General features: G+C 69.5%; 30 protein-coding genes. 17 read left to right on the top strand and 13 right to left on the bottom strand.

The features are described 5' to 3' along the window. Positions 1-145: 145 nt before the first annotated feature. The 9 genes from E7T09_RS21695 (at position 146) to ubiE (ending at position 8666) form a co-directional block, all read left to right on the top strand. Positions 146-757: a hypothetical protein gene (locus tag E7T09_RS21695; RefSeq protein WP_136391297.1), complete on the top strand. Its 612-nt coding sequence runs from the start codon at positions 146-148 to the stop codon at positions 755-757. Continuing rightward, positions 754-1389: a hypothetical protein gene (locus E7T09_RS21690; protein WP_136391296.1), complete on the top strand. Its 636-nt coding sequence runs from the start codon at positions 754-756 to the stop codon at positions 1387-1389. Before E7T09_RS21695 ends, E7T09_RS21690 begins: the two co-directional genes overlap by 4 nt. A 203-nt stretch (positions 1390-1592) precedes the next feature. After that, entirely contained in the window at positions 1593-3551 is a 1959-nt protein-coding gene (locus E7T09_RS21685; protein ID WP_168734980.1) for an amino acid transporter, read from the top strand. A gap of 115 nt (positions 3552-3666) precedes the next feature. Further along, positions 3667-4257, top strand: a complete 591-nt coding sequence (locus tag E7T09_RS21680) for a TetR/AcrR family transcriptional regulator (RefSeq protein ID WP_136391295.1) — start codon at positions 3667-3669, stop codon at positions 4255-4257. 101 nt (positions 4258-4358) lie between these two features. Beyond that, the gene (locus tag E7T09_RS21675) at positions 4359-5786 is read left to right on the top strand and encodes an MFS transporter (protein WP_168734979.1); all 1428 of its coding nucleotides are present in this window, start codon (positions 4359-4361) and stop codon (positions 5784-5786) included. A gap of 47 nt (positions 5787-5833) precedes the next feature. Next, positions 5834-6256, top strand: a complete 423-nt coding sequence (locus tag E7T09_RS21670; RefSeq protein ID WP_136391293.1) for a 4-oxalocrotonate tautomerase — start codon at positions 5834-5836, stop codon at positions 6254-6256. 55 nt (positions 6257-6311) lie between these two features. Next, positions 6312-7499: a BioF/Kbl family PLP-dependent acyltransferase gene (locus E7T09_RS21665; RefSeq protein ID WP_136391292.1), complete on the top strand. Its 1188-nt coding sequence runs from the start codon at positions 6312-6314 to the stop codon at positions 7497-7499. 11 nt (positions 7500-7510) lie between these two features. Further along, on the top strand, positions 7511-7894 hold the full coding sequence (locus E7T09_RS21660) for a GNAT family N-acetyltransferase (RefSeq protein ID WP_240741936.1): 384 nt from the start codon (positions 7511-7513) through the stop codon (positions 7892-7894). A gap of 52 nt (positions 7895-7946) precedes the next feature. Then, positions 7947-8666, top strand: a complete 720-nt coding sequence (gene ubiE / locus E7T09_RS21655; RefSeq protein WP_136391291.1) for a bifunctional demethylmenaquinone methyltransferase/2-methoxy-6-polyprenyl-1,4-benzoquinol methylase UbiE — start codon at positions 7947-7949, stop codon at positions 8664-8666. A gap of 13 nt (positions 8667-8679) precedes the next feature. Here the strand turns inward: ubiE and E7T09_RS21650 are convergent, their stop codons facing one another. Then, the gene (locus E7T09_RS21650) at positions 8680-9465 is read right to left on the bottom strand and encodes a class I SAM-dependent methyltransferase (protein WP_136391290.1); all 786 of its coding nucleotides are present in this window, start codon (positions 9463-9465) and stop codon (positions 8680-8682) included. Positions 9466-9536: 71 nt separating this feature from the next. Here E7T09_RS21650 and E7T09_RS21645 point away from each other — a divergent pair, with 71 nt between their 5' ends. After that, positions 9537-10448 carry a LysR family transcriptional regulator gene (locus E7T09_RS21645; protein ID WP_136391289.1) on the top strand — a complete coding sequence of 304 codons (912 nt, stop codon included), beginning with the start codon at positions 9537-9539 and terminating at the stop codon, positions 10446-10448. Here the strand turns inward: E7T09_RS21645 and E7T09_RS21640 are convergent. From E7T09_RS21640 to E7T09_RS21605, 8 genes are all read right to left on the bottom strand, one after another. Next, entirely contained in the window at positions 10432-10941 is a 510-nt protein-coding gene (locus E7T09_RS21640; protein WP_136391288.1) for a c-type cytochrome, read from the bottom strand. The genes E7T09_RS21645 and E7T09_RS21640 overlap by 17 nt on opposite strands. Positions 10942-11018: 77 nt before the next feature. Further along, positions 11019-11363 (bottom strand): methylated-DNA--[protein]-cysteine S-methyltransferase, encoded by a 345-nt coding sequence (locus tag E7T09_RS21635; RefSeq protein ID WP_240741935.1) that lies wholly within the window; start codon positions 11361-11363, stop codon positions 11019-11021. A 1-nt stretch (position 11364) separates the two neighbouring features. Next, positions 11365-13161, bottom strand: a complete 1797-nt coding sequence (locus E7T09_RS21630) for an N-acetylmuramoyl-L-alanine amidase (RefSeq protein ID WP_136391287.1) — start codon at positions 13159-13161, stop codon at positions 11365-11367. A gap of 171 nt (positions 13162-13332) precedes the next feature. Continuing rightward, complete coding sequence (locus E7T09_RS21625) at positions 13333-14163, bottom strand: peptidoglycan-binding protein (protein WP_136391286.1); 831 nt, start codon at positions 14161-14163, stop codon at positions 13333-13335. A 152-nt stretch (positions 14164-14315) separates the two neighbouring features. After that, entirely contained in the window at positions 14316-15194 is an 879-nt protein-coding gene (locus tag E7T09_RS21620) for a TAXI family TRAP transporter solute-binding subunit (RefSeq protein WP_136391285.1), read from the bottom strand. A gap of 20 nt (positions 15195-15214) precedes the next feature. Next, complete coding sequence (locus E7T09_RS21615; protein ID WP_136391284.1) at positions 15215-15397, bottom strand: hypothetical protein; 183 nt, start codon at positions 15395-15397, stop codon at positions 15215-15217. Continuing rightward, entirely contained in the window at positions 15394-16146 is a 753-nt protein-coding gene (locus E7T09_RS21610) for a hypothetical protein (protein WP_136391283.1), read from the bottom strand. The genes E7T09_RS21615 and E7T09_RS21610 overlap by 4 nt, the downstream gene beginning before the upstream one ends. A gap of 170 nt (positions 16147-16316) precedes the next feature. Further along, positions 16317-18152, bottom strand: coding sequence for an acyl-CoA dehydrogenase C-terminal domain-containing protein (locus E7T09_RS21605; RefSeq protein WP_136391282.1), 1836 nt, complete (start codon positions 18150-18152; stop codon positions 16317-16319). Positions 18153-18407: 255 nt separating this feature from the next. Between E7T09_RS21605 and E7T09_RS21600 the strand changes: the two genes are divergently transcribed. Genes E7T09_RS21600 through E7T09_RS21590 form a run of 3 tightly spaced genes read left to right on the top strand, consistent with a single transcriptional unit; the run spans position 18408 to position 20024 of the window. Next, positions 18408-19103, top strand: coding sequence for a Crp/Fnr family transcriptional regulator (locus tag E7T09_RS21600; RefSeq protein WP_136391281.1), 696 nt, complete (start codon positions 18408-18410; stop codon positions 19101-19103). 30 nt (positions 19104-19133) lie between these two features. Beyond that, entirely contained in the window at positions 19134-19646 is a 513-nt protein-coding gene (locus E7T09_RS21595; protein WP_136391280.1) for a GNAT family N-acetyltransferase, read from the top strand. An 18-nt stretch (positions 19647-19664) separates the two neighbouring features. Next, positions 19665-20024 carry a tRNA-binding protein gene (locus E7T09_RS21590; RefSeq protein WP_136391279.1) on the top strand — a complete coding sequence of 120 codons (360 nt, stop codon included), beginning with the start codon at positions 19665-19667 and terminating at the stop codon, positions 20022-20024. A 7-nt stretch (positions 20025-20031) separates the two neighbouring features. Here E7T09_RS21590 and E7T09_RS21585 read toward each other — a convergent pair whose 3' ends face one another. From E7T09_RS21585 to E7T09_RS21570, 4 genes are all read right to left on the bottom strand, one after another. Further along, positions 20032-20385 (bottom strand): DUF2089 domain-containing protein, encoded by a 354-nt coding sequence (locus E7T09_RS21585; protein ID WP_136391278.1) that lies wholly within the window; start codon positions 20383-20385, stop codon positions 20032-20034. A gap of 88 nt (positions 20386-20473) precedes the next feature. Next, a complete protein-coding gene (locus tag E7T09_RS21580; protein WP_136391277.1) occupies positions 20474-21223 on the bottom strand; it encodes a hypothetical protein in 750 nt (249 codons plus the stop codon). A gap of 28 nt (positions 21224-21251) precedes the next feature. Beyond that, positions 21252-21554: a hypothetical protein gene (locus E7T09_RS21575; RefSeq protein ID WP_136391276.1), complete on the bottom strand. Its 303-nt coding sequence runs from the start codon at positions 21552-21554 to the stop codon at positions 21252-21254. A 45-nt stretch (positions 21555-21599) separates the two neighbouring features. Continuing rightward, positions 21600-22493 carry a hypothetical protein gene (locus E7T09_RS21570; protein ID WP_136391275.1) on the bottom strand — a complete coding sequence of 298 codons (894 nt, stop codon included), beginning with the start codon at positions 22491-22493 and terminating at the stop codon, positions 21600-21602. 196 nt (positions 22494-22689) lie between these two features. Between E7T09_RS21570 and E7T09_RS21565 the strand changes: the two genes are divergently transcribed. The 4 genes from E7T09_RS21565 (at position 22690) to E7T09_RS21550 (ending at position 25964) form a co-directional block, all read left to right on the top strand. After that, positions 22690-24078 (top strand): RNB domain-containing ribonuclease, encoded by a 1389-nt coding sequence (locus tag E7T09_RS21565; protein ID WP_136391274.1) that lies wholly within the window; start codon positions 22690-22692, stop codon positions 24076-24078. Positions 24079-24225: 147 nt separating this feature from the next. Then, positions 24226-24495, top strand: coding sequence for a hypothetical protein (locus E7T09_RS21560; RefSeq protein ID WP_136391273.1), 270 nt, complete (start codon positions 24226-24228; stop codon positions 24493-24495). Between the two features lie 47 nt (positions 24496-24542). Beyond that, a complete protein-coding gene (locus E7T09_RS21555; protein ID WP_136391272.1) occupies positions 24543-24881 on the top strand; it encodes a hypothetical protein in 339 nt (112 codons plus the stop codon). Between the two features lie 24 nt (positions 24882-24905). After that, positions 24906-25964 carry an agmatine/peptidylarginine deiminase gene (locus E7T09_RS21550; protein ID WP_240741934.1) on the top strand — a complete coding sequence of 353 codons (1059 nt, stop codon included), beginning with the start codon at positions 24906-24908 and terminating at the stop codon, positions 25962-25964. Positions 25965-26030 lie beyond the last annotated feature (66 nt).

Below are 26030 nucleotides of genomic sequence, written 5' to 3'. Positions count from 1 at the left end.
CTCAAACCTTCCTGCGTCCGTGGCGTGGGGCGTTTACTCTTGAAGTGTGAATACATCCAGTATTGGAAGGTCGGTGAGGGTGGCCGGAGTCGGTGTAGGCCTGCTGACCCTGTTGACAGCGTGTCCCGGTTCGTATCCGCCGTACGTGCCGCCGACCACGTTGACGTTTTCATTCCCGGATACGTCGGGCTCGGCGAACCTGCGGCTGGCGGCGATCTACTTCGAGCAGGCGAGTCCCGGGGCGGTCACGACCGTGAAGGTGCTGACCAGCGGCTACGTGAGTTCGTCGAACACGGCCACCCTGAGCCTGTACGCGGACAGCCTGAACACCCTGAAGTCGAATCCGCTGTGTATCTCGGCGTTCAAGACCGGGGATGCCAGGGGGATGCAAAGCGTGGTGGTGTCGCCGGACACCGTCAAGACCTGCAACGTGTACTTCACGCTGTTTCGCGATACGAACGGCAACGGTTCGCCGGAAAGCACCGAGGAGCTGTACCTGACGCACGACATCTACAGTTACGCGAACACCCCGTTCACGTATTCGTTCACCAGCCCGGATGGCCGGTCGATGGAATCGGGCACGCGGGCCCTGGGGTGGAGTCTGGTGCGGCATGAGGTCTTGCAGCCGACGGACACGCCGAACCGGTTCCTGGTGACCATGAACTCGGTGCCGACGGCGGATCTCGGAATCTCGATCCGGATGCATGCGAGCAGTGATCGCCTGACGAGCATGGGTGTGCGCGGAGGTCTGAAATGAAGCGGGTTTTGATGGTGGGAATGCTGGGCGTGCTGCCGCTGGGCCTGATGGCGTGCAGCGCGTCGTCCGGGGCACCGAATGGAGGGCGGCCGCCGCTGCCCACGGGCGCGGAGGTGCGCTTCCCGGCCGCGCCGGGGAACGCCTACCTGAACCTGCTGACCGACGCCGGCGAGAGCGTCTACCAAATCAGCGTGCCCTCCGGCAGCACGTCGGCAGAGGTCGATCCGGCGAAATGGGCGGGGGCCACCACGGAGGCCAAGGCGCAGCCGGTCGCGTCCCTGCTGCCCGCCGGAGTGACCGGAACGCCGACCATCAGCACGCCGACCGCGAAGGTGCTGCTGCTGCACTGGTTGATGTGGCAGGACAAGAACACCAACGGTACGCGGGAGGCGGGCGAGGATCTGGCCGTGCTCAGTCATGACCGGGTGGCGTACGCGAGTGCGGCCGTCACGGTGGACTTCACGACGGCCACGCCGGACATGCACCAGACCTGGACGCTGAGCAGCGGCTGGTCGCGCGCCGAGCATTTCGTGTTCCTGCCCGAGAACCAGACCACGTACCAGCGCACGCTGAGCAGCAGCACCCTGAACCGCACGACGCTGCACCTGCCCACGCCAGAGACCAGCCAGTAATAACAGCAGTGTGAACCGGGAGTGTCCGCAAGGATCTCCCGGTTTGCCGTGGTTCTCTCAGACTTGACCTCTCAGGAAGCCCAGGACGACCTTCCGCGCCGCCTGCACGCCGGCAGGCCATCCGGGCGGGCACCACCGGAACCGTACCCACCCTATGGAGGTGCGGCGCGCAGGGCACGAACTAGGTGGATACTGTACCCGGAATGCCTTCAGCCAAGCGTGCGCCCCACCCCATCATCGAGGACGTTTCCCGCTGGCTGGTACAGGAAGAACCTGCGCAGGACACCGAGGGCTTCTACGAGCCGGAGCGGAAGGCGCAGGCGCAGCACCACACCCACCCGTGGTGGAAGGTGATGTGCCTGACCGGCGTGGACTACTTCTCCACGCTGGGGTACCAGCCGGGGATCGCGGCGCTGGCGGCGGGCGTGCTCTCCCCGGTCGCCACCCTGGTGCTGGTGCTGGTCACGCTGCTGGGGGCACTGCCCATGTACCGCCGGGTGGCGGAGCAGAGTCCGCACGGCGACGGGTCGATCAGCATGCTGGAGCGGCTGCTGACCTACTGGCCGAGCAAGTTCCTGGTGCTGACCCTGATCGGCTTCGTGGCGACGGGGTTCATCATCACGATCACGCTGTCGGCGGCCGACGCGGCGGCGCACATCACGGAAAACCCGTTCCTGAAACCGCTGGTGGGTGGGCACGAGGTCGGGGTGACGCTGCTGCTGGTGCTGCTGCTGGGCATGGTGTTCCTGAAGGGCTTCAAGGAGGCGATCGGGATCGCGGTGGTGCTGGTGGCGGTGTACCTGAGCCTCAGTGCGGTCGTGATCGGCCAGGGCTTCGTGCTGATCGCCCAGCAGCCGCACGTGATCGGCGACTGGCTGGGGGCGCTGCGCCACGGGTACGCGTCGCCGCTGGCAGTGATCGGGGCGGCGCTGCTGGTGTTCCCAAAGCTGGCGCTGGGCCTGTCAGGCTTCGAGACGGGCGTGGTGGTCATGCCGCTGATCAAGGGCGATCCGGGCGACACGGAGGCCCAGCCGGTCGGACGGATCCGCAACGGCAAGAAGCTGCTGACCACGGCCGCGCTGCTGATGAGCGTGTACCTGATCGCCAGCAGTCTGGTCACGACCCTGCTGATTCCCGCGCCGCTGTTCCAGCCGGGAGCAGAGGCGAACGGCCGCGCCCTGGCGTACCTGGCGCACGAGCACCTGGGCGGGCTGCTGGGCACCGCCTACGACGTCAGCACCATCAGCATCCTGTGGTTCGCGGGGGCGTCGGCCATGGCGGGCCTGCTGAACATCGTGCCCCGTTACCTGCCCCGCTACGGCATGGCCCCGGAGTGGAGCCGCGCGCACCGGCCGCTGGTGTTGCTGTTCGTGCTGCTCTGCGTCCTGATGACCCTGGCCTTCCGCGCCAACGTCGACAACCAGGCGGCCGCCTACGCCACAGGCGTGCTGGCCATGATGACCAGCGCGGCGGTCGCGGTGGCGCTCAGCGCGGCGCGTCAGGGGCAGCGGTTCGGGGCGTGGGCCTTCGGGGTCATCAGCGCGATCTTCGTGTACACGAGTGCCGTGACGATCCTCAGCAATCCGCAGGGCCTGTACATTGCGGCGCTGTTCATCGTGCTGGTGCTGGCCGTGGGGATCAGCTCGCGGGTGTCGCGTTCCTTCGAGCTGCGGGTCAGCAGCGTGCAGCTCGACGAGTCCGCCATCCGGCTGCTGAAGTCCTCCCCGATCCGGCCGCTGCGGCTGGTGTCGCACTATCCGGGCCGGTCGTCGGAGGACGAGTACCGCAAACAGGAGATGCGCGTCCGGCAGATGGTGCACCTCCCGCCGGAGCAGCCGTTCATCTTCCTGGAGGTCGAGGTGGACGACGCGAGCGAGTTCACGGACGTGGTGGAGGTCACGGGCTTCCAGGTGGGGCCGTACGGGGTGCTCAAGGCGACGGGCTCCAGCGTGCCGAACACCATTGCGGCCGTGATGCTGCACCTGCGCGGGAAGGGCGCACCGCCGCAGGTGTACATGCGCTGGACCGAGAGCAGTCCGCTGCCGCTGGCGCTGGATTTCGTGATCGGAGGCCGGGGGGATGTGCCGCCCCTCACCCGGGAGATCCTGCGCCGCGCGGAGCCCGACCGCGACCGGCGGCCGATCGTGCACGTGGGGGGGTAGTGGACGCCGGCCCCGTCATGGGGGTCACGGTGGTGATATGACGGCCGTCATATGCTGGAGGCGCCCCGGCTGAACGGTGGGCACCCCGAACGGCCGGATTCCAGGAGGATGCAGCGTGGCACGCTACCCGAAAGACCATCGCCAGCAGACGCGCGAGCGGATCGTGCAGGCGGCCACCGAGGCCTTCAAGACCGAGGGCATCGACGGCGTGGGCATTGCCCGCGTGATGGGCCGGGCCGGCCTCACGCACGGCGGGTTCTACGCGCACTTCCAGAGCAAGGACGATCTGGTGGGTGAGGTTCTCGCGGGCAGCCTGGAGGCGAGCGTGCACCCCAGGGTTCAGGCCGCCCGCGAGGCTGGCGAGGGACTGGCGGGCGTCGTGCGCGGGTACGTGAACCGCGCGCACCGCGATCATCCGGCCACGGGCTGCGTGCTGCCGACCCTGAGCGGCGAGGTGGCCCGGCAGCCGGAAGCGGTGCGTGGCGCCCTGACCGGTTCCCTGGAACGCCTGATCGCCGACATGAGTGAGCTGTCCACCGCGCCGGATGCGGCGGCCCGCCGTGCCGACGCCCTGGCGACCCTGGCCGGCATGGTGGGGGCGCTGGCCCTGTCGCGCGCCGTGTCCGACCCGACCCTGAGCGACGAGCTGCTGAAGGCCACCCGCGACGGGCTGATGCGGCAGCACACGCCCAGCCGTACCGACTAGACGCCTTCCAAAACTGGGGCTCACCCTGTCTATGGGGTGAGTCTTGCTGTCATGGCCCTCCCCCCACTTCCATTTATATGATGGTCGTCATACTCTGTGGTATGACCACTGCCCGCGCCGCCCCCGACCCTGCATCCCCCTCGCTCCAGCGGGCCATCCTGACGGCCAGTTCTCTGGCGGTGATCGTGGTCATGCTGAACGTCTCGATCGTGAATCCCTCGCTGCCCACGCTGGGCCGCGTGTTCGGCGTCGGCCCGCACGATGTGCCGTGGGTGGCGAACGTGTATAACATCGTCTTCGCGGCCATGCTGCTCGCAGGCGGTCTGCTCGGCGACCGCTTCGGCTTCCGGCGCGTGCTGCTCGCCGGCCTGACGCTGGGCGTGGTCGGGGCCATCATCAGCGCCCTGGCCCCCAGCTTTGGCGTGCTTCTGGCCGGACGGGCCCTCCAGGGCCTCAGCTCTGCCGTGATCCAGCCCGCGACCCTGGTGCTGCTCACGCTGGCCTTCACGGACGGCGCCGCCCGCGCCCGCGCCATCGGCCTGTGGGCCGGCGTGTCCGGTCTGGGCATCGCCGTGGGGCCCCTGCTGGGCGGCACGATCATCGACACGCTCGGCTCCGCCGCCGTGTTCTGGACGGTGGCCGTGGCCGCGCTGGGCACGCTGCTCTTCACGGCCCTGCGCACCCGTGAACTGGCCCTCCCCCGGCCCCGGCCCATCGACTTCCCTGGCCTGCTCCTGGCGGTCACGGCCCTCGCCACGCTCGCCTACGGACTGTCCCAGGGCAACGTGCTCGGCTGGAATTCGGTACCGGTACTCGGTTGCGTGGGCACCGCCCTGCTCGCCTCCGCGCTGTTCCTGGCCGTGGAGGCCCGCAGTCCGCACCCGCTGGTCGACCTCACCCTGTTCCGCAACCGCGCCTTCACCACCGCGAACGTCGGCTCACTGCTCGCCTCGTTCGGGCCCTTCGGCCTGCTGGTATTCATCACGCTGTTTCTCCAGGGCACCGAGCACTACTCCGCCACCCGCGCCGGCATCATCACCGCGCTGTTTCCCATCGGGATCGGCGTGGCGTCCCCGCTCGGCGGGCGGCTGATCTCACAGATCGGCGTGCGCGGCGTCGGCGCGGGCGGCCTGGCACTGATCGGCGTGGGCCTGCTGCTGGTGCTCAGCCTGCGCCTGGGCGCGTCCCCGCTGATCCTGGCCGCCGAATTCCTGGTCATGGGCGTGGGCACCGGCTTCGCGAACAGCGCCCTGACCACCGCGACCGTCGGCAGCGCCCCGGCCGCGCAGGCCAGCCAGGCGTCCAGCATTCTCTCCGCCATGCGGCAGATGGGCGTCGCCCTCGGGATCGCCGCTTGGGGCGCCCTGATCGCCCGCAGCGGCGACGGCAGCGTGGGCTTCCTGACCGGCCTGCACAGCGCGACCCTGGTGATTGGCCTCGTGGTGCTCGTTGGCGCGGCAGGAGTGTGGGCCGGACTCTCGAGCCACGCGGTTCCGTCCGCGGCCCAGCCCGTGACCGAAGGCACCTGAACGCTGCACTCCCACTACCGCAAGTCACCCCATTCAAGGAGACCACCATGCCCATGATCGATGTCACCGCACCCGCCGGCCTGTTCGCCGATAAGCATGCCCTCGCCGTGGCCCTCTCGCAGGCCGTGATGCGCTGGGAGGGCGTGCCGGATCTGGCCCTGTTCCGCGACAACACCGCCGCATTCATCCACGAACTCGACCCGGACGCCTTCGGCACGGCGGGCGGAGATCGCCGCATGGTGCGCGTGCAGGTGCTCACCCCCGTGGGCACGCTCGACCGGGCCAAGCAACTCGGAGTCGTGCAGGAACTGACGCAGCTCGTCGCGCAGGCCGCCGGGGACGACACGCTCGCCGCGCGCACGTGGGTCACTCTCACCGAATCGCCCGATGGCGGCTGGGGCATCGCCGGACACGCGTACACGAATGAGGAGATCGTCCTCGCCGCCCGCAAGGAACTCGCCGGCGCCTGAACCCGGCGTCCTTCTCTCACGGACATGGAGGTGCGGGCGCCCCTACACTGCCGGTATGTCCACGAGCCTGTCCGAGCGTCTGAGTGCCCAACTGGGCAGCCTGCGGGAGAGCGGGCTGCTGATCCATCCCCGCGTGCTGGACAGTGCCAGCCGCGCCCGCACCCGCGTGGACGGGCGGGAGGTCGTGAACCTCGCCAGCAACAATTACCTGGGCTTCGCAGACCATCCGGCCCTGAAGGCGAAAGCCGCCGAGTACCTGGAGCGGTGGGGCGCGGGGGCCGGCGCGGTGCGGACGATTGCCGGAACACTGCGGATCCACGAGGAGTTCGAGGCCCAGGTCGCGGCCTTCAAGCACACGGGCAGCGCGCTGGTGCTGCACAGCGGCTTCACCACCAACCAGGGCGTGCTGGGCGCCCTGCTGAAGGAGGGTGATCTGGTGATCAGCGACGAGCTGAACCACGCCAGCATCATCGACGGCCTGCGCCTGACGAAGGCGACGAAGAAGGTCTATCAGCACGCCGACCCCGCCGATCTGGAACGCCTGCTGACGGAACATGAAACGGACGGCCTCAAGCTGGTCGTGACCGACGGCGTGTTCTCCATGGACGGCGACGTGGCCCCGCTCGACCGGCTGGTGGCGGTCGCCCGCAGGTACGGCGCGGTCACCTACGTGGACGACGCGCACGGCAGCGGCGTGATGGGCGCGCAAGGTCGCGGCACCGTACACCATTTCGGCTTCGAGTACGCCGACGACGTGATCCAGGTGGGTACGCTGAGCAAGGCGTGGGGCGGCGTGGGAGGCTACGCGGCTGGGCACGCCGATCTGCGCGAGCTGCTGATCAACCGCGCCCGGCCGTACCTGTTCAGCACCGCCCAGGCCCCCGCCACGGTGGGTGCCCTGAGCGCCGCGCTGGACGAGGTGCAGCGCGACCCGACGCTGATGGAACGCCTGTGGGACAACACGCGGTATTTCAAGGCCGAGCTCAAGGCCCTGGGCTTCGACACCTTCGGTAGCACCACGCCCATCACGCCCGTCATCTTCGGCGAGGCGTCCGCCGCGTTCGAGGCGAGCCGCCTGCTGTTCGAGCGGGGCGTGTTTGCCGTGGGCCTGGGCTTCCCCACCGTGCCAAGGGGCCTCGCCCGGATCCGCAACATCGTGACCGCCGAGCACACCCAGGACGATCTGGACCATGCCCTCCAGGCCTATGCGGAGGTCGGGCGGGCGCTGGGGATCATCTCCTGATCGCGTACCGGGTGCGCGAGTGGCCGGATCTGGCCGCGCTGGGCATGCTCCGGCAGGCTGCGTGGGGCGGCAGGTCGGATGGATCGTCGTGGCGGCTGGTGCTGGAGCGCAGCCTGACGTGGATCACGGCCTTCGACGGCGACGCGCTGGTCGGCTTCGTGAATGTCGCCTGGGACGGCGGCGTGCATGCCTTCCTGCTCGACACGACCGTTCATCCGGAGTGGCAGCGGCGCGGGATCGGCGTGGCCCTCGTGCAGCGGGCCGCACAGGCCGCCCGCGAGCACAGTGGCGTGGAGTGGCTGCATGTGGACTTCGAGCCGCACCTGACGGCCTTCTACGCCGCGTGCGGCTTCACGTCCACCCCGGCCGGAGTGTTGAACCTGGCCCGGCGCTGATGGTCTGGGGGCATGCCATGCGTCCCGGCCTGCGCCCTCTATCATCGGCCCCATGACCAACCGGCCGCCCGTGGGCGACAAGCAGGACAAGGGCCAGGACGTGCAGGCCATGTTCGCCAGCATCGCGCCCCGCTACGACCTCCTGAACCGGGTGCTGAGCCTCGGTGTGGACCGGGGCTGGCGGCGGGCGGCCGCGTCGGAAGCGCTGGCCCTCGACCCGAAGCGGCTGCTGGACGTGGCGACCGGCACCGCCGACTTCGCCCTGGAACTCAAGGCCCGCGCGCCGCAGGTGGACGTGATCGGCTCCGACTTCGTCCCCGAGATGCTCGCCATCGGCCGTCAGAAGGCGGCGGCGCGGCACCTTGACATCCGCCTGGAGGAGGGTGACGCCCTGGATCTCCCCTATCCGGACGGCAGCTTCGACACGGTCACGTGTGCCTTCGGCTTCCGGAACTTCGCGGATTACGCCCAGGGACTGGCGGAATTCTGGCGGGTGCTCGCGCCGGGCGGGCGGGCCGTGATCCTGGAGTTTCCCCCGCCACGTCCGGGCCTGCTGGGCAGCGTGTTCCGCGTGTACTTCCAGCACGTGCTGCCCCGGATCGGCGGGCTGATCAGCGGGAACGCGGGCGCGTACACCTACCTGCCGGAAAGTGTGCTGGCCTTCCCGCCACCCGAACAGCTCGCGCAGCTGATGCGCGCCACGGGCTTCCGCACCCGCTACCGCCTGCTGACCTTCGGCATCGCGGCGATCCACGTGGGCGACAAGGGCTGAGGAGCAGGGATCGTCAGGCTTTTTCCAGCCGCACCACCATCATCTGATCGACGTGCGCGGTGAGCTGTCCCTCGGCATCGAACTCCGCGCCGATGGCGGCCTGCTCGTCCGGGGTCAGGGTCGCCACCAGGTCGCGCAGCGCCTGCACGGTCTCCGGGGTGCTGCCGCTCTGCGCAGTCCACCACGCGAAATCCAGGCGGTAGGGCACCAGGGTCTCCCCGGCCCAGGGGAACCCCGCCCGTTCCGCCAGTTCTCGCCATGCCTGCACGGTGCGCTGCTGGTCGTGGCTGGGATCACGCCGCCGCTGGTAGGCGTCGATCCATGGCTGGAGGTGCGCCGTGGGGCTGATCTGGTCGGCAATCACGAGGCGGCCGCCGGGCTTCAGCACCCGGAAGGCCTCGGCCAGGAATCGGCCCAGGTCGCGGAAATGGTGCGGGGCGTGCCGGGACGTGACGAGCGTGAAGGCGGCGTCCGGGAAGGGAATGGATTCGGCGCTGCCGACGATGAAGTCCGCGTTGGCGATGCCCTCGCGCGCGGCGCGGTCACGGGCGTGGGCGAGCATGCCCTCGGCCAGATCCAGGCCCGTCATCTGGGCGACGTGCGGGGCGAGGGCCAGGGCGGTGTTGCCGGTGCCGGTCGCGACATCCAGGGCCACGTCGTCCAGGGTCGGTGCGGCGAAGTCCAGCAGCACCGGCAGGCTCGCGCCGAAGCGGTGAACCTCGCTGGCGGCGTACTTGTCGGCGTGCGCGTTGAACTGCTGGGCACTGTCCGTCGGGGCGCTGGAGATCCGGTCGCTCATGGACGGAGCGTGCGCCCGCGCCGGGCATCACTTCAAATCAGGGAAAGGATCAGGCGGTATAAGGAGACCTGATGGCTTCACTGGACGCGTTCCGGGTGTTCGTCGCGGTGTACCGCACGGGCAGCGTAAGTGGCGCCGCCCGCGAACGGCACCTGACGCAACCGGCGGTCAGCGCGCAACTGGCGGCCCTGGAGGCGCGGGTCGGCGAGCGGCTGTTCACGCGCACGCCGCGCGGCGTGACGCCCACCGAGCGCGGCAAGGTGCTGTACGCGCAGGTGGCGGACAGCGTGGATCGGCTCGACCGGGCCGCGCGTGCCCTGCGGATCGCCGCGCCGCCACCCGGGCCGCTGCGGCTGGGCTGCACCGCGGAATTCCTGCACGGCTTCATCCTGCCGAGTCTGCCGGGGCTGGAATTGTCAATCAGCGCCACCCTTGGGCCGCCACGCGACCTGCTGGGCCTGGTGGAGGCGGGCACGCTGGATGCCGCGCTGACGACCCTGCCCCCGCCGGGCCGCGCGCTGACGGAACACGCTGTGGCGGACATGGAGTTCCTGCTGATCGGCCCCCCGGACTGGTCACCACCCACTCCGGCCGCGCTGGGCGCGTGGCTGAACGCGCGGCCCTGGGTGAGTTCCAGCGTGGAACTGCCGGTCACGCGGCGCCTGTTCAGTCAGGCGCTGGGCGTGCGGTTCGCGGCGGCGCCGGCCCTGGTCGCGCCTGACCTGCGCGCCGTGGTGCGGGCGGTGGAACTGGGCCTGGGGGCCACGCTCGCTCCACGCTTCGCGGCTGACGACGCGCTGGCCGCAGGCCGCGTGCGCAACCTGCTGCCCGGGGCGGCTCCCGTGCTGCCGGAACGCTGGCGACTGGTGTGCCGCGTGGCCGACGATGACCGGGACGACCTGCGGCGTCTGGTTCTGGCCCTCCGGCACGGCGCCCGCCCACCAGAATCAGACGGCGACTCGGGACTCAATTCAGGGACTTGATCCAGGCGTGAATGTTGGCGATGTCGGTGTCGCTGACCTGCGCGGCCGTGAAGCGCGGCATGATGGTATTCAGGGTCTTCTGGGGGGTCTTGCCCTCGCGCAGGGCGGTGATCATCTGGGCGTCGGTCCAGGCCTTGGGGCCGTCGGCAGTGGTGAGGTTGGCGCCGACGCCACCCTTGGCCGCGGCGCCGTGACAGCCCGCGCAGTTGCTGGCGAACACCGTCGCTCCCGCCTTCGCATCCCCGGCAGCCATGGCACTGGAGTCGGCGGGCGTGGCGGCCGAGGTCGAGGCCTGCTCGGGAGCTGGAGTGGGCGCAGCCGCGGCCGGCGTGGCCGTGGCGGTCTCGGTCGTGGCGGCGGTGCCCGTCTTGGCGGCCTGGCGCATCATGATGGGCGTGGCGATCAGCAGGGCGGCTCCCAGGATGCCCCCCACGGTGACGCCCAGGGCCCAGGACAGCACATCTCCAGCATTCCGCTGCGGCATTCTGTTCATGCGTCCAGCATACGCCGCGTGCTGGGGGACGTTTTGCTCGGACTGGCCCCGACGTGATCCGGGGCACCCGGCCGCGATCAGAAGAGAGGATCGGGGGGGGCAGCGGGCGTTCCTTCCGGCCACCATTGCAGGGTGGCCAGGTCGCAGCGCCCGGTCTCGTCGAAGGCCACGCCCTCGGCGCGCAACAGCTGTTCCTGGAGGTCGCCGGTGCCCACCTTGTAGGTGCTGACGCGGCCCTGAGCGTTGATCACGCGGTGCCAGGGCAGGGCCGTCTCGGCTGTCAGGCCGTTCATGACCTGGCCCGCCTGCCGCGCCGCGCCGGGAGCGCCGGCCAGCAGGGCCAGTTGCCCGTAGGTCATGACGCGTCCGGCGGGAATGCGGGCCACCAGCGCCAGGATGCCTGCCTGGAAGGCGCCCTGCACGTCAGCGCCCGCTGGCGGTCACGCCCGTGACCAGCGCCTCGCGGATGCCCTGCGCAATGCCCACCGCGACCCGGTCGAGGTAATTGGTGTCCTTCAGGTTTAGGCCGTCCACCGGGTGACTGGTGTACCCGATCTCGACGAGCGCGGCAGGAATGCGGCTGTTGCGCAGCACCGACAGCGACTGGCTGTTCTTGAGGCCCTGGTTGAACGCGCCGGTCGCCTCGACCACGTCGCGTTGCAGCAGTCCGGCCAGGGCGCTGGATCGCGGATGGTTCGGGTTCCACCACGTCTCGACGCCGTAGCCGCGCAGGGCGTTGCGGGGTTCCATGGCGTTCACGTGGATGCTCACGAACAGTTGGGTGCCGGGCGTGCCCATCCCGGCACGCAGTTCCAGATCCGTGGATTTGGTGGCGTTCAGTTCCCGGTCGCTGTCCCGGGTCAGCACGACGTCCACGCCGGCGGCACTCAGCAGGTCGCGGACGCGCAGGGCGACGTCCAGCGTGACCTGTTTCTCCACCACGGAGCCCACCGCGCCCGGATCGGAACCGCCGTGTCCGGGGTCGAGCACCACGCGCGGCTTCACGTACGACGGCACGAGCGCCAGGATCGCCAGGCCGCTGCTGCCCGGTACCGGTGGGACGGCCGCGATCAGCCGCTCCGCCGGGAGCAGGGGGGTCAGGTCGGCCAGGGCGGGTGACAGGTCGATCACCAGCCGGGAACGGTCGCTTCCGGTGCCGGGCGGGAGCAGTTGCGCGTGCCAGCCGCTGCGGGCGGTGGTGGGGGCCGCAGTCACCAGGGTCACGGTCACGCCACCGAGCGTGCTCTCGTACCGCCAGGAGCGCAGTTCCGGACTGAGGTTCTGCGCCGTCTGCGGCGCGGTGTCCACGCCGGTCAGATCCAGACGCAGGCCCTGGGGGCCCGGCACCAGGCGGTAGGTGCTGCCCGACGGCAGTTCCAGCACCACGCGGGTCTGCCCTGGGTTCTTCCCGATCCGGGGCGCGCCCAGCTGACTCCCCGGCACGGGGCGGCCCGGCACCTGCCCGGTCAGGGCACTGGGCTGGTCGGCATCCGGGCTGGGCAGGGCCGGGGCCGGGGGCAGGGTGGTGCCGGCGCGGGCGGGCGTGACCGAGTCGCCGGGCGGGGCGCTGTCGAGCAGATTGACCGTGACCGGGGTGGTCGCCGGTGCGGACGGCGTGGTGAGCGCCGGCGTGGACGCCGCAGGCGCAGGTGCGACCGACGGCGTCACGGCTGAGGCTGGCGTGGGCAGGGGCGCGTCGAGCACCGCCTGGGCTTCCGGCGTGGTGGTCGCCGCGGCCCGCAGCGTGCCCTGCAGGGCCTCGCTGGGGCCGCCGCTGAGGGTCGGGCCGATCTCCAAGATCAGGACGCGGGTGCCGGTCGCGAGGGTGGCCTCGCTGGCCCGCCAGCCCTCGGACATGGACAGGGGAAAGGGGGTGATCAGCGTGACCTGACCACCCCCCGCCCGGTACTCGCTGACACTGCTGCCTGCACGCGCCGCCACGGACGGCAGCACCCGCGCGCCCTGCACGTCGATACGCAGGCCCGTGAAGGTCGGCGTGAGCGTGTAACTCACGCCCGCCTGAAGGTCGAAGACGACCCGCGTGATACTGCCCGCACTGCCGAAGCGGGGTTGGCCGAAGGTGGCGTTCTGCACGCCGGTCAGGGTCAGTGGCGTGGAAGTGCTGGGGACTGCGCCCGGCGGAACCGGCGTCACCGTCTGGGCCGACGCCACGCCCAGCACCAGCAGCGCAGATGAGAGCAGGATGGCGGTTCCCTTCATGACTCCCCATTCTGGCCGAGCAGCGCGTGAGAACCGACCGGCGTCCCTCACATTCCCTGCGACCAGCACGGAGGAAACGGCGGCGCGCAACGAACCTGACATGACCCACTCATAGCACCGGGGCTCCCACAGCACTGTCACATCCCCGGCCACCAGACGGCAGCACGCCGATCAGGAGGTCTTCGGAGGCGTGTAAGGCCGCGCCGACGCCGAGAACAGCGCGTCCCACGTCGCCCGGTCGACCTTCCCCGTGACGGGCAGGCCGTTCGCGCCCTGGAAGGCCCGCACGGTCGCCGCCGTGACCGGCCCGAACCAGCCGTCCCCCCGCCCGGGCCGCGCCGGGCGCATCAGGCTGATCAGGCGGTTCTGCACGGCCAGCACGTCGGGGCCACTCATCCGGGGCGTGGCCACTCCCAGCGTGCGCCGGAACGGCACGGGCGCCCCGGCCTTGTCGGCTGCGACAGGAGCCGTTCCCGCATCGGGCGTGCCGGCCGGCGCCTGGGGAACTGTGCTGGCCGGATCCGCGGCCGGAGATCCAGCACTGCCGGGCACTGGCGTCAGGGTCACGCTGCCGAGCTGCGTCCCGCTCCCGGGACTGGCGCTGCCGCTACTGTCCGGCGGAACGTCCAGGTACACGAGGGACTGCGCCCGGCCATCCGGATCCGGCTGCACCCGCAGGTACACGTGCCCGGCCGTGGTCGCCACCCAGTTGAACACGCTGACCTGCCCGTCCCGGCTGCGCCACACGCCGTACAGCTCACCCGAGAAGGCCGCGCCCAGCGTCACGCGCACTTCCTCGACGGTGCCGCCCACCCCGACGCACGCCTTCGCGTCGGTGCCGATCTTAGAGAAACTCGCCGGGCAACTGCGCAGCACACCGTCCAGCGCCTGCGCGGCGCGCACGGCCACCCGCTCGACATCCGGGCCGGCCGGGGCCGCCCACGCCGGACTGGCCAGCAGGACACCCAGCAGGGCGCACTGGAGGGCAGCGGGGAACCTCATACCGGTAGTGGTACCACGCGCGGGCTGACGATGGCTGAGTGCGGTGTCAGCGCACGGCACAGACGCCCGCACCGGCGACCCGGCAGCGCGTTCAGCAGGGAGACGGGCGTCCCACCTGGAGACGCCCTCCGCCCGCTGGTTACTTGTCTTGGTTACTTGTACTGCGGCCAGGGCCACGTCTTGAACGTCACTTCCTGCCATTTGGGGTGCATGCCCTCGTCTTCCTGAAGGTTCACGAGGTGGTTGATGGCGCACTTCTGGTAGTCGAGCAGGATCTTCTTCTTGTCGGCCGTCTTGAAGTCGCGGGTCACCAGGACGCTCTGCACGGCGACGGTGGGGACGGCATCGGCGCCCATGTTCTCGTACAGCAGTTTGGCGCTGGAGTACAGGCCGCTGAGGGCCGCCGTGTACGGCACGGGCACCAGATTCACGCCATTGAGATCCTTCACCCAGGGGGCAGGCTGACCGACCACGGCCAGGATGGCGTCGACCTGTCCGGCGTTCAGGGCGGCGAAGGCGGCGTCGCGGTCCTTGACGCTCAGGATGGTGTACGGCACGGCCAGCTTGGCGCTGAGCACCTTCGCGGTGATCAGGCTGCCGCCCCACGCGGCGACCCGCTTGTTCTTCAGGTCGGCGAAGGTGGTCACGCCGGTCGTGGTGGTCTTTCCGAAGATGTTCTTCTTCACGACCGCCGGTTTGGCGAACAGGTGCACTTCCTCGTTGTGCAGGGGCAACAGGGCCTTGATGTTGTCCACGCGGGCGTCCTGGTCGATCTGCTGCTTGGCCTTCAGGACGTCGCTCTGCACGAAGGCCAGCGAGACCTGGTTGCTGAGCAGCAGGTCGATGTTCTCCAGGCTGCCGCTGGTGCCGCGTTCCTTGAGGTACGCGCTCTGCGCGCACTGCACGCCGATGTTCTTGAACATGGCCGAGTAGGTGCCGGTGGAACTGCCGGTCGCGACGTTCAGGAAGGTGGCGGGCGCGGCCTGCGCGGCGGTGAGCGTCAGGGCGAGGGTCAGGGACAGTGCTTTCACGTCGTTCCTCCAGGTGAGGGTCATTTCAGTTCGCCGTAGCCGCTGCCGTTGGTCGGGGTGCCGGCGGGCGCGCTGGGCGAGGGGGCGGGTGGCCCGGCGGTCTGCGAGCCGCTGAACACGCCCATCTGGTCGAGCACAACCACGGCCACGCAGGCCAGCAACACCACGAACAGGATCGTCCCGAGCAGACGCGAGCGGCTCAAGGCGTCCCCCCGCGACCGGCGCGGCTGCTGTCCTGCCCGGCCGTGAGGGCCTGATCGAGCAGTTCCGCGTTCCGACCGGCGCGGCGAGCGATCTCAGAGAGGGCACTTTCCGTCACGTGCCGATCCTCGGCGCTCAGGTTCGCCTGCTGCAGGGCCGAGGCGACGTTGCCCTTGGCCTGCGCGAGCTGCGTGTCGATGCGGGCTTTCTGGATCTGCCGGTCGAACTCGGCCAGATCCGACCGGAGATCCGTCAGGTGCGTCTGCGCGCGCGCGAAGGCGTCCTTGCTGATCTGCAGATCCTGTTCCCAGCGGGCGGTGTCGGCCGGATCCATGTCCTTGCGGTTCGCGTCGATCAGGCGCTGGAAGTCGGCGAGGTGCCCGTTCGCCTCCTGAAGCTGCTGCGCCTTGGCGGTGATCAGGTTCTCGAACTGCTTGCGCTGCACGATCAGGGTCTCCAGCGGCATGGCACGTGCCACGGCCTCCTTCGCCCGCACGCGGGAGGCACTGAGCGCCTGGATCAGCGCGGGCATCAGGAACAGCACGGCCAGCGCCGCCACGCCGAAAGCCACCAGGGTCACGGTCGTCATGGCCACGTGGAACAGCGCCACGGCCGCGCCCGCCAGCACCACCAGGCCCAGCAGGCTCCCCCCGGTCGCCAGCGCGATGTGCCCCCCGGACACCCGTCTGGGCGCGAGGTCACCCACGGGCTGGGTCGTGATCACGGTCTCCGTTTTCACCGGCTTGGTCATACCCACTTATACGACGGACAAGGGGTGGGGGTTGCCGTGTCAGGGGCCACTTCCGCTGGGCACGGCCCCCGCCTGCGGCCACCCGACGTGGCGGACAGGGCCCCGTCAGCGCTACCACATGAACACGCCCCCACCCATGACGGGCAGGGGCGCGACCTTCACACTCCGGGTCAGGCGTTCACGAGGGCGTGTTCCCAGCCGAACACCGCTCTGTCATCCACGGCCAGGGTCTCGTTCCCGGCCTTGATGGTGGCGGCCAGCGACTTGGTCTCGGGGAATAACTTGGCGAAGTAGAACCGCGCGGTCTGCACCTTAGCCAGGTAGAAGCCGTCCTTATCCTTGCCCGCGTCGATGTTGTCCTGCGCGATCTTCGCCATGCGCGCCCACAGGTAGCCGTACACGACGTGCCCGAAGAAGCGCAGGTAGTCCACGGCGGCGGCGTTGACCTCGTCGGCGCCGCCCTCCTGCATGGCCTTCTGGCCGATGACCATGGTCAGGCTGCCGAGCTGCTGCGCGGCTTTGCCGAGCTGCCCCACGTAGTCGCCGATGTGCTCGTCGCTCTCGTGCTCGTCGACGAAGTCCTGAAGCGTGGCGGCGAGCTTCTGGAGTTTCTTGCCGCCGTCCATCAGCACCTTGCGGCCCAGCAGGTCGAGGGCCTGGATGCCGTTGGTGCCCTCGTAGATCTGGCCGATGCGGGCGTCCCGGACGAACTGCTCCATGCCCCATTCCTGGATGAAGCCGTGCCCGCCGTACACCTGCTGGCTCTGCACCGTGATGTTGAACCCGTTGTCGGTCATGAAGGCCTTGGCGATGGGGGTCAGCAGCGCGACCAGATCGGCCGCTTCCGCCCGCCTGGCCTCGTCCGGGTGGTGGTGCTCGGTGTCGATGCTCAGGGCCAGCCACATGGCCATGGCGCGCCCGGCTTCGGTGTAGGCCTTGCCGGTCAGGAGCATGCGGCGCACGTCGGGGTGCACGAGGATCGGGTCGGCCGCCTCGCCGGGATTCACGCGCGGTTCGTGGCGCATCTGAAGGCGGTCTTTGGCGTAGCTCAGGGCGTTCTGGTACGCGACCTCACCCAGGCCGAGGCCCTGCAGGCCGGTGCCCAGGCGGGCGGCGTTCATCATGATGAACATGTGGTTCATGCCCTTGTTGATCTCGCCGACCAGCCAGCCCTTGGCGCCATCGAAGTTCAGTACGGCGGTGGCGTTGCCGTGGATGCCCATCTTGTGTTCCAGGCTGCCGCACACGACGCCGTTGCGCTCGCCGGGCCGGCCGTCAGGAGTCGGCAGGTACTTGGGCACCAGGAACAGCGAGATGCCCTTGGTGCCCTGGGGGCTGCCCTCCAGGCGTGCCAGGACGAGGTGCAGGATGTTGTCGGTCAGGTCGTGCTCGCCGGCCGAGATGAAGATCTTGGTGCCGGTGATGGCGTAGCTGCCGTCGCCGTTGTCGGTCGCCTTCGTGCGGATGATGCCGAGGTCGGTGCCGGCGTGCGGCTCGGTCAGGCACATGGTGCCGGTCCACTCGCCGCTCACCAGTTTGGGCAGGTACAGATCCTTGAGTTCGTCGCTGCCGACGGCGTGCAGGGCGGTGTACGCGCCGTGGCTCAGGCCGGGGTACATGCCCCAGGCGACGTTCGCGGAGTTCAGCATCTCGACCAGGGCGTTGCTGACGAGGTGCGGCATGCCCTGTCCGCCGTATGCGGGGTCGGCGTCCAGGGCCGTCCAGCCGGCGTCACGGTACTTCCTGTAGGCGGCCTTGAAGCCGGTGGGGGTGGTGACCTCGCCGTGCTCGTCGCGGACGCAGCCTTCCTGATCGCCCACGCGGTTCAGGGCCACGAGTTCGCCCTCCACGAAGCGGGCGGCCTCGCCCAGCACCTGGTCGATCAGGTCGCCGTCGGCGGTCTCGTTGCCGGTGTAATAGGGCATCTGCTGGAGCTGCTGCTCCGCACCGAGCAGTTCGGTCATGACAAATTTCATGTCGCGCAGGGGGGCCTTGTACGTGGGCATGGGTTTCGCTCCTCCTCGGATGGGAACACTCCACCCTGGAGGTGGCTTCCCGGCACCGCAATTTGAACCGAGTATAAAACTTTTGGGGGCAAAAGTCACGCGCCCGTCCCACCGGCCACCCGCCGTGTGCCGGACGCCCGATCACGCGGACTTCATTTCTCTCATGACGGCTGACCAGGCAATCAGCTATGCGTTCCGACTCGCCCGGCATAATCTGCGTTTTCGCTTACCTTTTCGGGTATCCTGTAACGGATCATGAACTATCCGAGCCTGGTCTGGCATCTGAAGCGAACAGAATTGTTTGCCGACCTGGAACTGGCCGAACTGGAACGCGTGGCCGCGACGACGCCCTACCGTTCCTTCCAGCCCGGCGAGGTCATCTACCGCATGGACGATCCCGCCGACGCGCTGTATTTCGTGCGCAGCGGTCTCGTGAAGATCAGCAAACTCTTCCCGAACGGCAAGGAAGCCATCCTGGGCGTCATCGGGCAGCACGACACCTTCGGGGAACTGCTGCTGCAACCCGAGGAACGCCGCCCCACCCAGGCCGAGGCGCTGGAACGCACGGTGCTGATCGTGCTGCCGCGCAACGAACTCCAGAAACTCCTGAACACCAAGCCGGACCTCGCCATGAAACTGATCCGCCTGATGGCTGCTCGGTTCTTCGAGGCGCAGGCCTGGACGGCCACCGTGAACGCGTACTCCGCTCCAGAGCGCGTGGCGAGCCTGCTCTACCGTCTGGCGCGCGAGTTCGGCCGGCCCCACAGCCAGGGCGTCGAACTGAACCTCAAGCTGAACCAGGAAGACATCGCCCGGATGGTCGGCGCGACCCGCGAGACGGTCAGCCACTCGCTCGGCAAGCTCAAGAGCGACGGCGCGATCGTCCGCGCCCGCACGCCCATCGTGGTACGCATGGACGCCCTGCGGCGCTATATCGACGAAGGGAACTGAACGCCGGGCCCCCTTTTCCCTGCTGCCGGCATGCCCACCCTGATTCGCCCCGCCACACCGGACGACGCCCCGGGTATTGCCCACGTGCACGTCATGGGATGGCGCGAAACCTACACCGGTCTGATGCCGGAGGACTTCCTGGCCCGCATGACCGATGACGACATGCGGACGCGGCGCACGGCAATGTGGCTCGACCGGCTGTCTGGCGACCGGGGCGGGGTCGTGGTGGCCACGACGGCCCGCGGGGTGGTGGGCTTCGCAGCCGTCGGGCCGCCCCGCGACCATCCGGGCTACGACGCCGAACTCGGGGCGCTGTACACCCTGCGGGAGGTTCACGGATACGGCACCGGCCGGGCGCTGCTGCAGGCCGCCGCGCAGGCGGCGTGGAACGGCGGGGCGCGGAATCTGGCCCTGTGGGTGCTGGACGTCAATCCCACGCGAGCGTGGTATGCCCGGCAGGGCGCACGGGAGGCCGGTTCGAAGACCGACGGGCCACTCACCGAGATCCGGATGGTCTGGGACGACCTGGGCACCTTGATCTGAGGTGTGCCACCCTGAACCGTGGCGACCGAACTGAAGGACACCGTGAGTTTCGAGGACACCCTGGGCCGCCTCGACGTGCGCCTGGGCCGGATCGTGGACGCACAGCCCGCACCGGACGCCCCGAAAGCGTCGTACCGGCTGACCATCGACTTCGGGAAGTTCGGAACCCGGGTCAGCGTGGGCCGCTTTACCGGGCACGCGGCCGGCGACCTGATCGGCCGGCAGGTGGTGGGCGTCCTGAACTTCGCGCCGCGCCAGATCGGTGCTGAAACCTCAGAGGTATTGGTGCTGGGGGTGCAGTATCCCGGCGCGCCGAGCGGCGAGGCCACCTTCCTGACTCCGGCGACCGAGGCGAAGCTTGGAAGCAAGGTCTTCTGAACTGGAGCTAGCGCCGCAGTTTGCGGGCCGCTTCCTCCGGCGTGATCTCGCCGCGTTCCAGGCTGCTCAGCACCTCGGCGTGTGGGTCGGCCAGTTCGGGTTCGTAGCCGATGGCGCGCAGCAGCGTGTCGAAACGGGCGCGCACCGTGGGGTAACTGACACCCAGCACCCGCTCGACCTCCTTGAGGTTGCCACGCACGCGGATGTACAGGCGCAGGAATTCCAGGTTGTCCGGGGTGAGCACCGCGAACTCGTTCAGTTCGAACACGCCGCGCACGGTCACGCCGCTGGTCGGGAACCGCAGTTCCGTCACCAGCGGTGAGTCGGTCTCGTCCGGGAAGGGCAGGGGCAGGGGGCGCATACGGGTCACTGTACCCACAGGGCACAGGGCACGGGGCACACAGACTTCAACCGTGTGGCCCCGTGCCCTGTGCGCTCGAATCTCGGCCTCATTTGATCGAGATGTGCACTTCGTTGCCGTGCTGATCCTCGGCGTCGATCAGGGAGCCGGGGGGCGGCTCGGCCTCGATCAGCAGGCGCAGGGTGTCCAGGCTGAAGCCGGCGCTTTCCAGGGCGGCCACACCGTGCGGGGGGATCAGCTTGTCCAGGTGCGTGGCGAGGCTCAGGGGAATGTTCGCGTTGAACTCGTCGCCATGCTGGGATTCCACCTGAATCCGCAGGATGCGGCCGGAACCGCCGGAGCGTGGGGAGTCCACCGGGACGCCGTGCACGGTGCGTTCTACGGCGCGTTCGAATTCATCGGCCAGCCGGCTCACTCTGACATCCACGTCTTCCCCCCAGCGTCCGGCCTTCTCGCCGAACTCCTCTCCCCAGCGTTCCGCCTGAGAGGCGAACTGCGCGGCCACGTGATCGAGCCGCGAGGCGATCCGTTCACCCAGGTCTTCCAGGCCGCCCACGCGCCGCCCGCCGACGATCACCTGGGGCCGCCGGGGCGGCTGGGGCGGGCGGGGTGGCGTGGGGCCGGGAGCACTGTCTTTCAGGCCGCGCAGCAGCAGCAGGTGCTCGGCGACCTGCCCGGTATCCAGTTCCTCGCGGGCGAGCAGGGAGGCGACGAGTTCGCGGTCGCTGTCGGTCAGCGCGAGCCGGGCATTCAGGGCGGCGAGCAGGGGCGCGGCGTCTTCCAGGCTGAGCTTCCCGGCGCGCACCAGGTCGAGGATGCGTTTGACTTTCTCTTTCATGCGGGTGTCCTTTGCACGCGGGGGCCGGTCACGACAGATCCGCCTGCACGCGGGGAGTGGAGCGGGTGGCCGAAGAGGGCAGGGCCAGGTGGCCACCCAGGGTCATGACCGGCCGGTGGTGCTGCGGTTCGGCGTGACGCTGCTGCCGGGCGTACAGCTGTTCCAGCGTGGGCATGGGCCAGAGGGCGGCCCACAGGCGTTGCCACAGGGAGCGGGCAGGCGCGGGGGATGGAGCGGGAACGGGGCGCAATCGGGCGTCCGGCATCCGGCGCAGCACGCGCCCGCCGGTGATGGATGGGCCGGCCTTCTTGTAGGGAGTGGCGTTCATCATGGAGCCTCCAGGGCGGTGTGAGGACGGAGTACCGGACAGCGTGGATTACGCGCTGACGAGCTTGATCTGGCCGGCCGCGACCTTGCAGCTGAGGCTGGCCTCGCCGCCCCCGAGCTGGCCGGTGTGGCGGGTGGTGATGAACGAGCCGGTCTTCTGGGTGGGGAAGTCGGCCTTGAAGGCCCCGACGGTCACGTCGGCCTCCACGCGCAGGGAGGAGCCGTCCATGAGATGCAGGGTGGCGTTCCCGGCATTGACTTCCACGCGGTGGTCGCCGCCATTGAGCACCCCAGCCCATTTGAGGTTCCCGCCGTTCACGCTGGCGTTCAGGGCGTGCGCGCCGCTCAGGGAGAGGTTGCCGCCGTTCACGTTCAGGTTGGTGGGGCCGCCCATCTCGGCGGCATTCAGGTTCCCGCCGTTCACGTCGGCTTTCAGGCTGGCGGCGCGGCCCATGCGGACGTTGCCGCCGTTCACGTCGGCGATCATCTCGCCGCCCAGATCCGGGAGGGTCAGGTTGCCGCCGTTCACCTCGGCCTTCACGTGGCGGGGCGCGAAGGGCACGCTCAGGATGGCCTTGACGCCATTCCAGCCGACGTGCTGCTGTCCGCGCTGCCGGGCCACGCGCCAGCCCTGCGGCGTGGCCTCCAGCACCAGGCGGCCGTCCTCGTTGGCATGCAGCTGCGGCTGGCTCAGGTGGCTGTCGGTCACGACCTGCAGGGTGTAGCCGCTCACGTCCAAGATCAGGTCCGGGGGCACGTCGCTGACGTCCGTGCCATCGGGGATCTCGCGGTATTGCAGGGCGCTGCGTTCGCCGCCCTGGTCGCTGCGGCCACCATCTAATCCTTCAAGGAGGCCCTGGGCTTCCTCGGGGGTGAGTTTGCCTTCGGCCACCAGACGTTCGACCTGGGCACGGAATTCCTCGGGTTGGTTGCTGTCACTCATGCTCGCCTCCTGGGTAAATAGAAACATGAATCTACCAGATTGTCAAGTTGAGTTTATCATCACGGGCCTCAGGAAGCCCTGAGTTCCGCACCCAGACGCCGGTTCTCCCCAGAGCATGGGCATATCCTTCAGGAGGAGTAGCAAGGCAGACTTCACATTCCATGAGTCTAGGAGCCAACCACTATCCTGGGCCGAGATGACTGCCCCACTGCCCAACCTCACGCCCGCCCAGCGCACCGAAATCGAGCTGCTGGCGCGCGGCAAACAGGACAAGAGCCGCACCATGCGCGACCTGGGACAGAGCGAGACGCCCGAAGCCGCGCACGCCCTGCTGCTCCGCACCGGCCTGTGGACTGAGGCCCGCACGCCCTACGCGGACCGCCTGCACGCCACCACCGTGCCCCTCGACCTGCCGATTCCGCCCTTCCCCGACGAGACGCGCCTCGACCTGACCCACCTGGACGCCTGGGCAATCGACGACGAGGGCAACCGCGACCCCGATGACGCCGTGGCCATCGAGACGCTTCCCGGCGGCCTGACCCGCCTGTGGGTGCACGTGGCCGATGTGGCCGCCCTGGTACCCCCGGACAGCGTCCTGGACGAGGCAGCCCGCTCACGCGGCGCGACCCTGTACCTGCCGGATTCCACTACCGGCATGCTTCCAGACGCGCTGGTCGAGCAGGCCGGGCTGGGCCTGCACCCCACCTCGCCGGCGCTGTCGGTGTCGCTGGATCTGGACGCGGACGGCAACGCGGACGCCGTGGACGTGCAGCTCACGACCGTGCGGGTCACGCGCCTGAGCTACACGCAGGCGCAGGCGCAACTGGACGCGGGCGCCCCGCCCTTCGTGGCCCTGCAGCGCCTCGCGCGGGCCAGCCGGGCGCTGCGCGAGGCCGAAGGCGCGCTGACCATCGACCTGCCGGAAGTGCGCCTGAAGGCCGACGAGCACGGTGTGACGATTCTGCCCATGCCCAAGCCTGAGATGCGGTTCGTGGTGCAGGAGTGCATGACGCTGGCTGGCTGGGGCGCGGCGATCTTCGCGGACGACAACGGCATTCCCGTGCCCTTCGCCACACAGGATCATCCGACCCGTGAGGTGCGTGGCGACAGCCTCAGTGCGCAGTGGGCCCGGCGCCGCACCCTGGCCCGGACGCGCTTTCAGCCCGCGCCGGGGCCACACCACGGCATGGGCCTCGACCTGTACGCGCAGGTGACCAGTCCCATGCGCCGCTACCTGGATCTGGTCGTGCACCAGCAACTGCGGGCCTTCCTGGCGGGCGCAGACCCGATGCCGGGCCGGGTGATGGCGTCGCATATCGCGCAGGCGGCGCTGAACGCCGACGGGACGCGGCAGGCCGAGCGCCAGAGCCGCCGCCACCACACGCTGCGCTACGTGGCTGCGCAGCCGGAACGCGAATGGACGGCCATCGTCGTGGACCGGCGGGGGCCGCAGGCGACGCTGCTGATCCCGGAACTCGCCCTCGACCTGCCGCTGAGCACGTCCGCGCCGCTGGGCGCCGAACTGAAGGTCAGACTGGAGGGCGTGAGCCTGCCCGGCCTGAGCGTGCGTGCCCGCGTGATGTGAGCCGGCGCCACGCCCTGCCCGGGGGAACGGCGGTGCAGTAATTGCGCCCGCGCATTCCGCTGCTGGCCGAAAAAGTGCGTGTATGACGTTGGCAATGCTGCTTCATCTTTCATTCACCTGCGCCGCCGACCGCTTACACTGCCGTCTATGAAGGCCGTCAGCAGCGCCCAGCGGGACATCGTGTCCCTCCGCATGAGCCACTGCCGGGCCGAGCATGCCGCTCAGGCCGCTCAATACCACCTGGCGGTGCTGCACTACCGCGAGTGCCTGGAAAGTGCGGAGCAGCGCGAGGACATCCGCGCCACACAGTTCTTCGCCGCCAAACTGGCCGAGTGCTACGCCGCCATGAACCTGCGCGAGAAGGCCGCGCACTTCCACGCGCTGGCCGGCAGCGAGGACGCTCCACTGATCGGCTAGACCGCCCCCGTCAGGCTGCGTTCAGCCGCGACCCGCACACTGCCTGCATGAAGCGCTTCCTGTCCGTGCTAGTTCTGGGCCTCGCCTCCTGGGCTCCGGCCGCCACGCTGACCCTGACGCCCGGCCAGACAGGCCAGCTGGGCCAGCAGACCGTCACGCTGATCCGCGTGCAGGACAGCCGCTGCCCGATCAACGCCCGCTGCATCCGCGCCGGGGAACTGAAGGCGACGCTGCTGGTCTCGGCCGGTCACCGCGTCCGGCTGCTGCACGTCCAGCTTCCTGCTGGGAGCGCCGCGTGGGCGGGCGTGGGCATCACCCGGGCCACCGAGGTCGAGATAGGCAAACGTGCGCCCCTGCGGGTCACGCTCACCGACCGCCCGACCTGACCGGCGTCTGGTCTAATACCCGGCATGACCGACGCCGCTTCCCACGATCCCACCCCGCGTGAGCTGGGCTTCGCCATGCCGCCCGAGTGGGCCGAGCACGCCGCCACCTGGATGAGCTGGCCGCAGGGGGACGAGTTGTGGTTCGGGCACCTGGAGGGCGTCCGGGCCGAGTTCGCGGTGCTGATCCGCACCATCGCGGGCTATGAACCCGTGCACCTGCTGGTGCGGGACGATGAGAGCGACGCGGACGCCCGCACGCGGCTCGCGGGCGTGGACGTCACCTTTCACCGGGTGCCGCTGGACGACGTGTGGGTGCGCGACAACGGCCCGATCTTCGTGCGCCGCCCGGACGGCGCGGTGGCGCTGACCGACTGGCGGTTCAACGCCTGGGGCGGCAAGTTCAATTATCTGAACGACGACCGCGTGCCCGAGTACGTGGCCGGGCAGCTGGGCGCGCACCGCTGGGCGCTGCCCTTCGTGCTCGAGGGCGGCGGGCTGGAGGTGAACGGCGCGGGTGTGGGCCTCACCACTCGGTCGTGCTTCCTGGCCGCCACGCGCAACCCGGGCCTGACCGAGGACGGGTACGCGGCCCTGCTCATGGACACGCTGGGAGTGGAGAACCTGCTGTGGCTGGACGGCGGCCTGGAAAACGACCACACCGACGGCCACATCGACACCATCACGCGCTTCACCGACGAGACGACCCTCGTGACCAGCGTGGAACCCGACGAGGACGACCCGAACCACGAGGTCATGGCCCGGAATCTGCTGACCCTGCGCCGCATGACGGACGCCCACGGCCAGCCCTTCCGAATCGTCGAACTGCCGCTGCCGGCCGAGTACCTGGAGGGTGCGGAAGGACGACTTCCGCCCACCTACGCGAACTTCTACATCGGCAACGGCTTCGTGGTGGTGCCGCAGTACGGCGACCCGAACGACGCCTCCGCACTGGAGATCCTGACACCGCTGTTTCCGGGCCGGACAGTGATCGGCCTGAGCAGCCGCGAGATCATCGGGGGGGGCGGGAGTTTCCACTGCATCACGCAGCAGCAGCCGGCGGGACCGATCTGGAACGGGGAGTAACCGACCTGGGCGGCGGCTACACGCTCCGCCCGATCCGCCCGGAGACCTACCGGGACGCCTGCGCCC

The organism is Deinococcus sp. KSM4-11, from assembly GCF_004801415.1.
Taxonomy (GTDB): Bacteria; Deinococcota; Deinococci; order Deinococcales; family Deinococcaceae; genus Deinococcus.
The sequence above is the reverse complement of the archived record's forward strand: the minus strand, read 5'-3'. Positions and strand labels throughout refer to the sequence as shown.

Bases quoted from the DNA above. Each gene is read 5' to 3' on its own strand.
- E7T09_RS21690 (WP_136391296.1), top strand. From the start codon at position 754: ATGAAGCGGGTTTTGATGGTGGGAATGCTGGGCGTGCTGCCGCTGGGC.
- E7T09_RS21685 (WP_168734980.1), top strand. From the start codon at position 1,593: ATGCCTTCAGCCAAGCGTGCGCCCCACCCCATCATCGAGGACGTTTCC.
- E7T09_RS21675 (WP_168734979.1), top strand. From the start codon at position 4,359: ATGACCACTGCCCGCGCCGCCCCCGACCCTGCATCCCCCTCGCTCCAG.
- E7T09_RS21670 (WP_136391293.1), top strand. From the start codon at position 5,834: ATGCCCATGATCGATGTCACCGCACCCGCCGGCCTGTTCGCCGATAAG.
- E7T09_RS21665 (WP_136391292.1), top strand. From the start codon at position 6,312: ATGTCCACGAGCCTGTCCGAGCGTCTGAGTGCCCAACTGGGCAGCCTG.
- ubiE (WP_136391291.1), top strand. From the start codon at position 7,947: ATGACCAACCGGCCGCCCGTGGGCGACAAGCAGGACAAGGGCCAGGAC.
- E7T09_RS21650 (WP_136391290.1), bottom strand. From the start codon at position 9,465: ATGAGCGACCGGATCTCCAGCGCCCCGACGGACAGTGCCCAGCAGTTC.
- E7T09_RS21645 (WP_136391289.1), top strand. From the start codon at position 9,537: ATGGCTTCACTGGACGCGTTCCGGGTGTTCGTCGCGGTGTACCGCACG.
- E7T09_RS21640 (WP_136391288.1), bottom strand. From the start codon at position 10,941: ATGAACAGAATGCCGCAGCGGAATGCTGGAGATGTGCTGTCCTGGGCC.
- E7T09_RS21630 (WP_136391287.1), bottom strand. From the start codon at position 13,161: ATGAAGGGAACCGCCATCCTGCTCTCATCTGCGCTGCTGGTGCTGGGC.
- E7T09_RS21625 (WP_136391286.1), bottom strand. From the start codon at position 14,163: ATGAGGTTCCCCGCTGCCCTCCAGTGCGCCCTGCTGGGTGTCCTGCTG.
- E7T09_RS21610 (WP_136391283.1), bottom strand. From the start codon at position 16,146: ATGACCAAGCCGGTGAAAACGGAGACCGTGATCACGACCCAGCCCGTG.
- E7T09_RS21605 (WP_136391282.1), bottom strand. From the start codon at position 18,152: ATGCCCACGTACAAGGCCCCCCTGCGCGACATGAAATTTGTCATGACC.
- E7T09_RS21600 (WP_136391281.1), top strand. From the start codon at position 18,408: ATGAACTATCCGAGCCTGGTCTGGCATCTGAAGCGAACAGAATTGTTT.
- E7T09_RS21595 (WP_136391280.1), top strand. From the start codon at position 19,134: ATGCCCACCCTGATTCGCCCCGCCACACCGGACGACGCCCCGGGTATT.
- E7T09_RS21585 (WP_136391278.1), bottom strand. From the start codon at position 20,385: ATGCGCCCCCTGCCCCTGCCCTTCCCGGACGAGACCGACTCACCGCTG.
- E7T09_RS21580 (WP_136391277.1), bottom strand. From the start codon at position 21,223: ATGAAAGAGAAAGTCAAACGCATCCTCGACCTGGTGCGCGCCGGGAAG.
- E7T09_RS21575 (WP_136391276.1), bottom strand. From the start codon at position 21,554: ATGATGAACGCCACTCCCTACAAGAAGGCCGGCCCATCCATCACCGGC.
- E7T09_RS21570 (WP_136391275.1), bottom strand. From the start codon at position 22,493: ATGAGTGACAGCAACCAACCCGAGGAATTCCGTGCCCAGGTCGAACGT.
- E7T09_RS21565 (WP_136391274.1), top strand. From the start codon at position 22,690: ATGACTGCCCCACTGCCCAACCTCACGCCCGCCCAGCGCACCGAAATC.
- E7T09_RS21560 (WP_136391273.1), top strand. From the start codon at position 24,226: ATGAAGGCCGTCAGCAGCGCCCAGCGGGACATCGTGTCCCTCCGCATG.
- E7T09_RS21555 (WP_136391272.1), top strand. From the start codon at position 24,543: ATGAAGCGCTTCCTGTCCGTGCTAGTTCTGGGCCTCGCCTCCTGGGCT.
- E7T09_RS21550 (WP_240741934.1), top strand. From the start codon at position 24,906: ATGACCGACGCCGCTTCCCACGATCCCACCCCGCGTGAGCTGGGCTTC.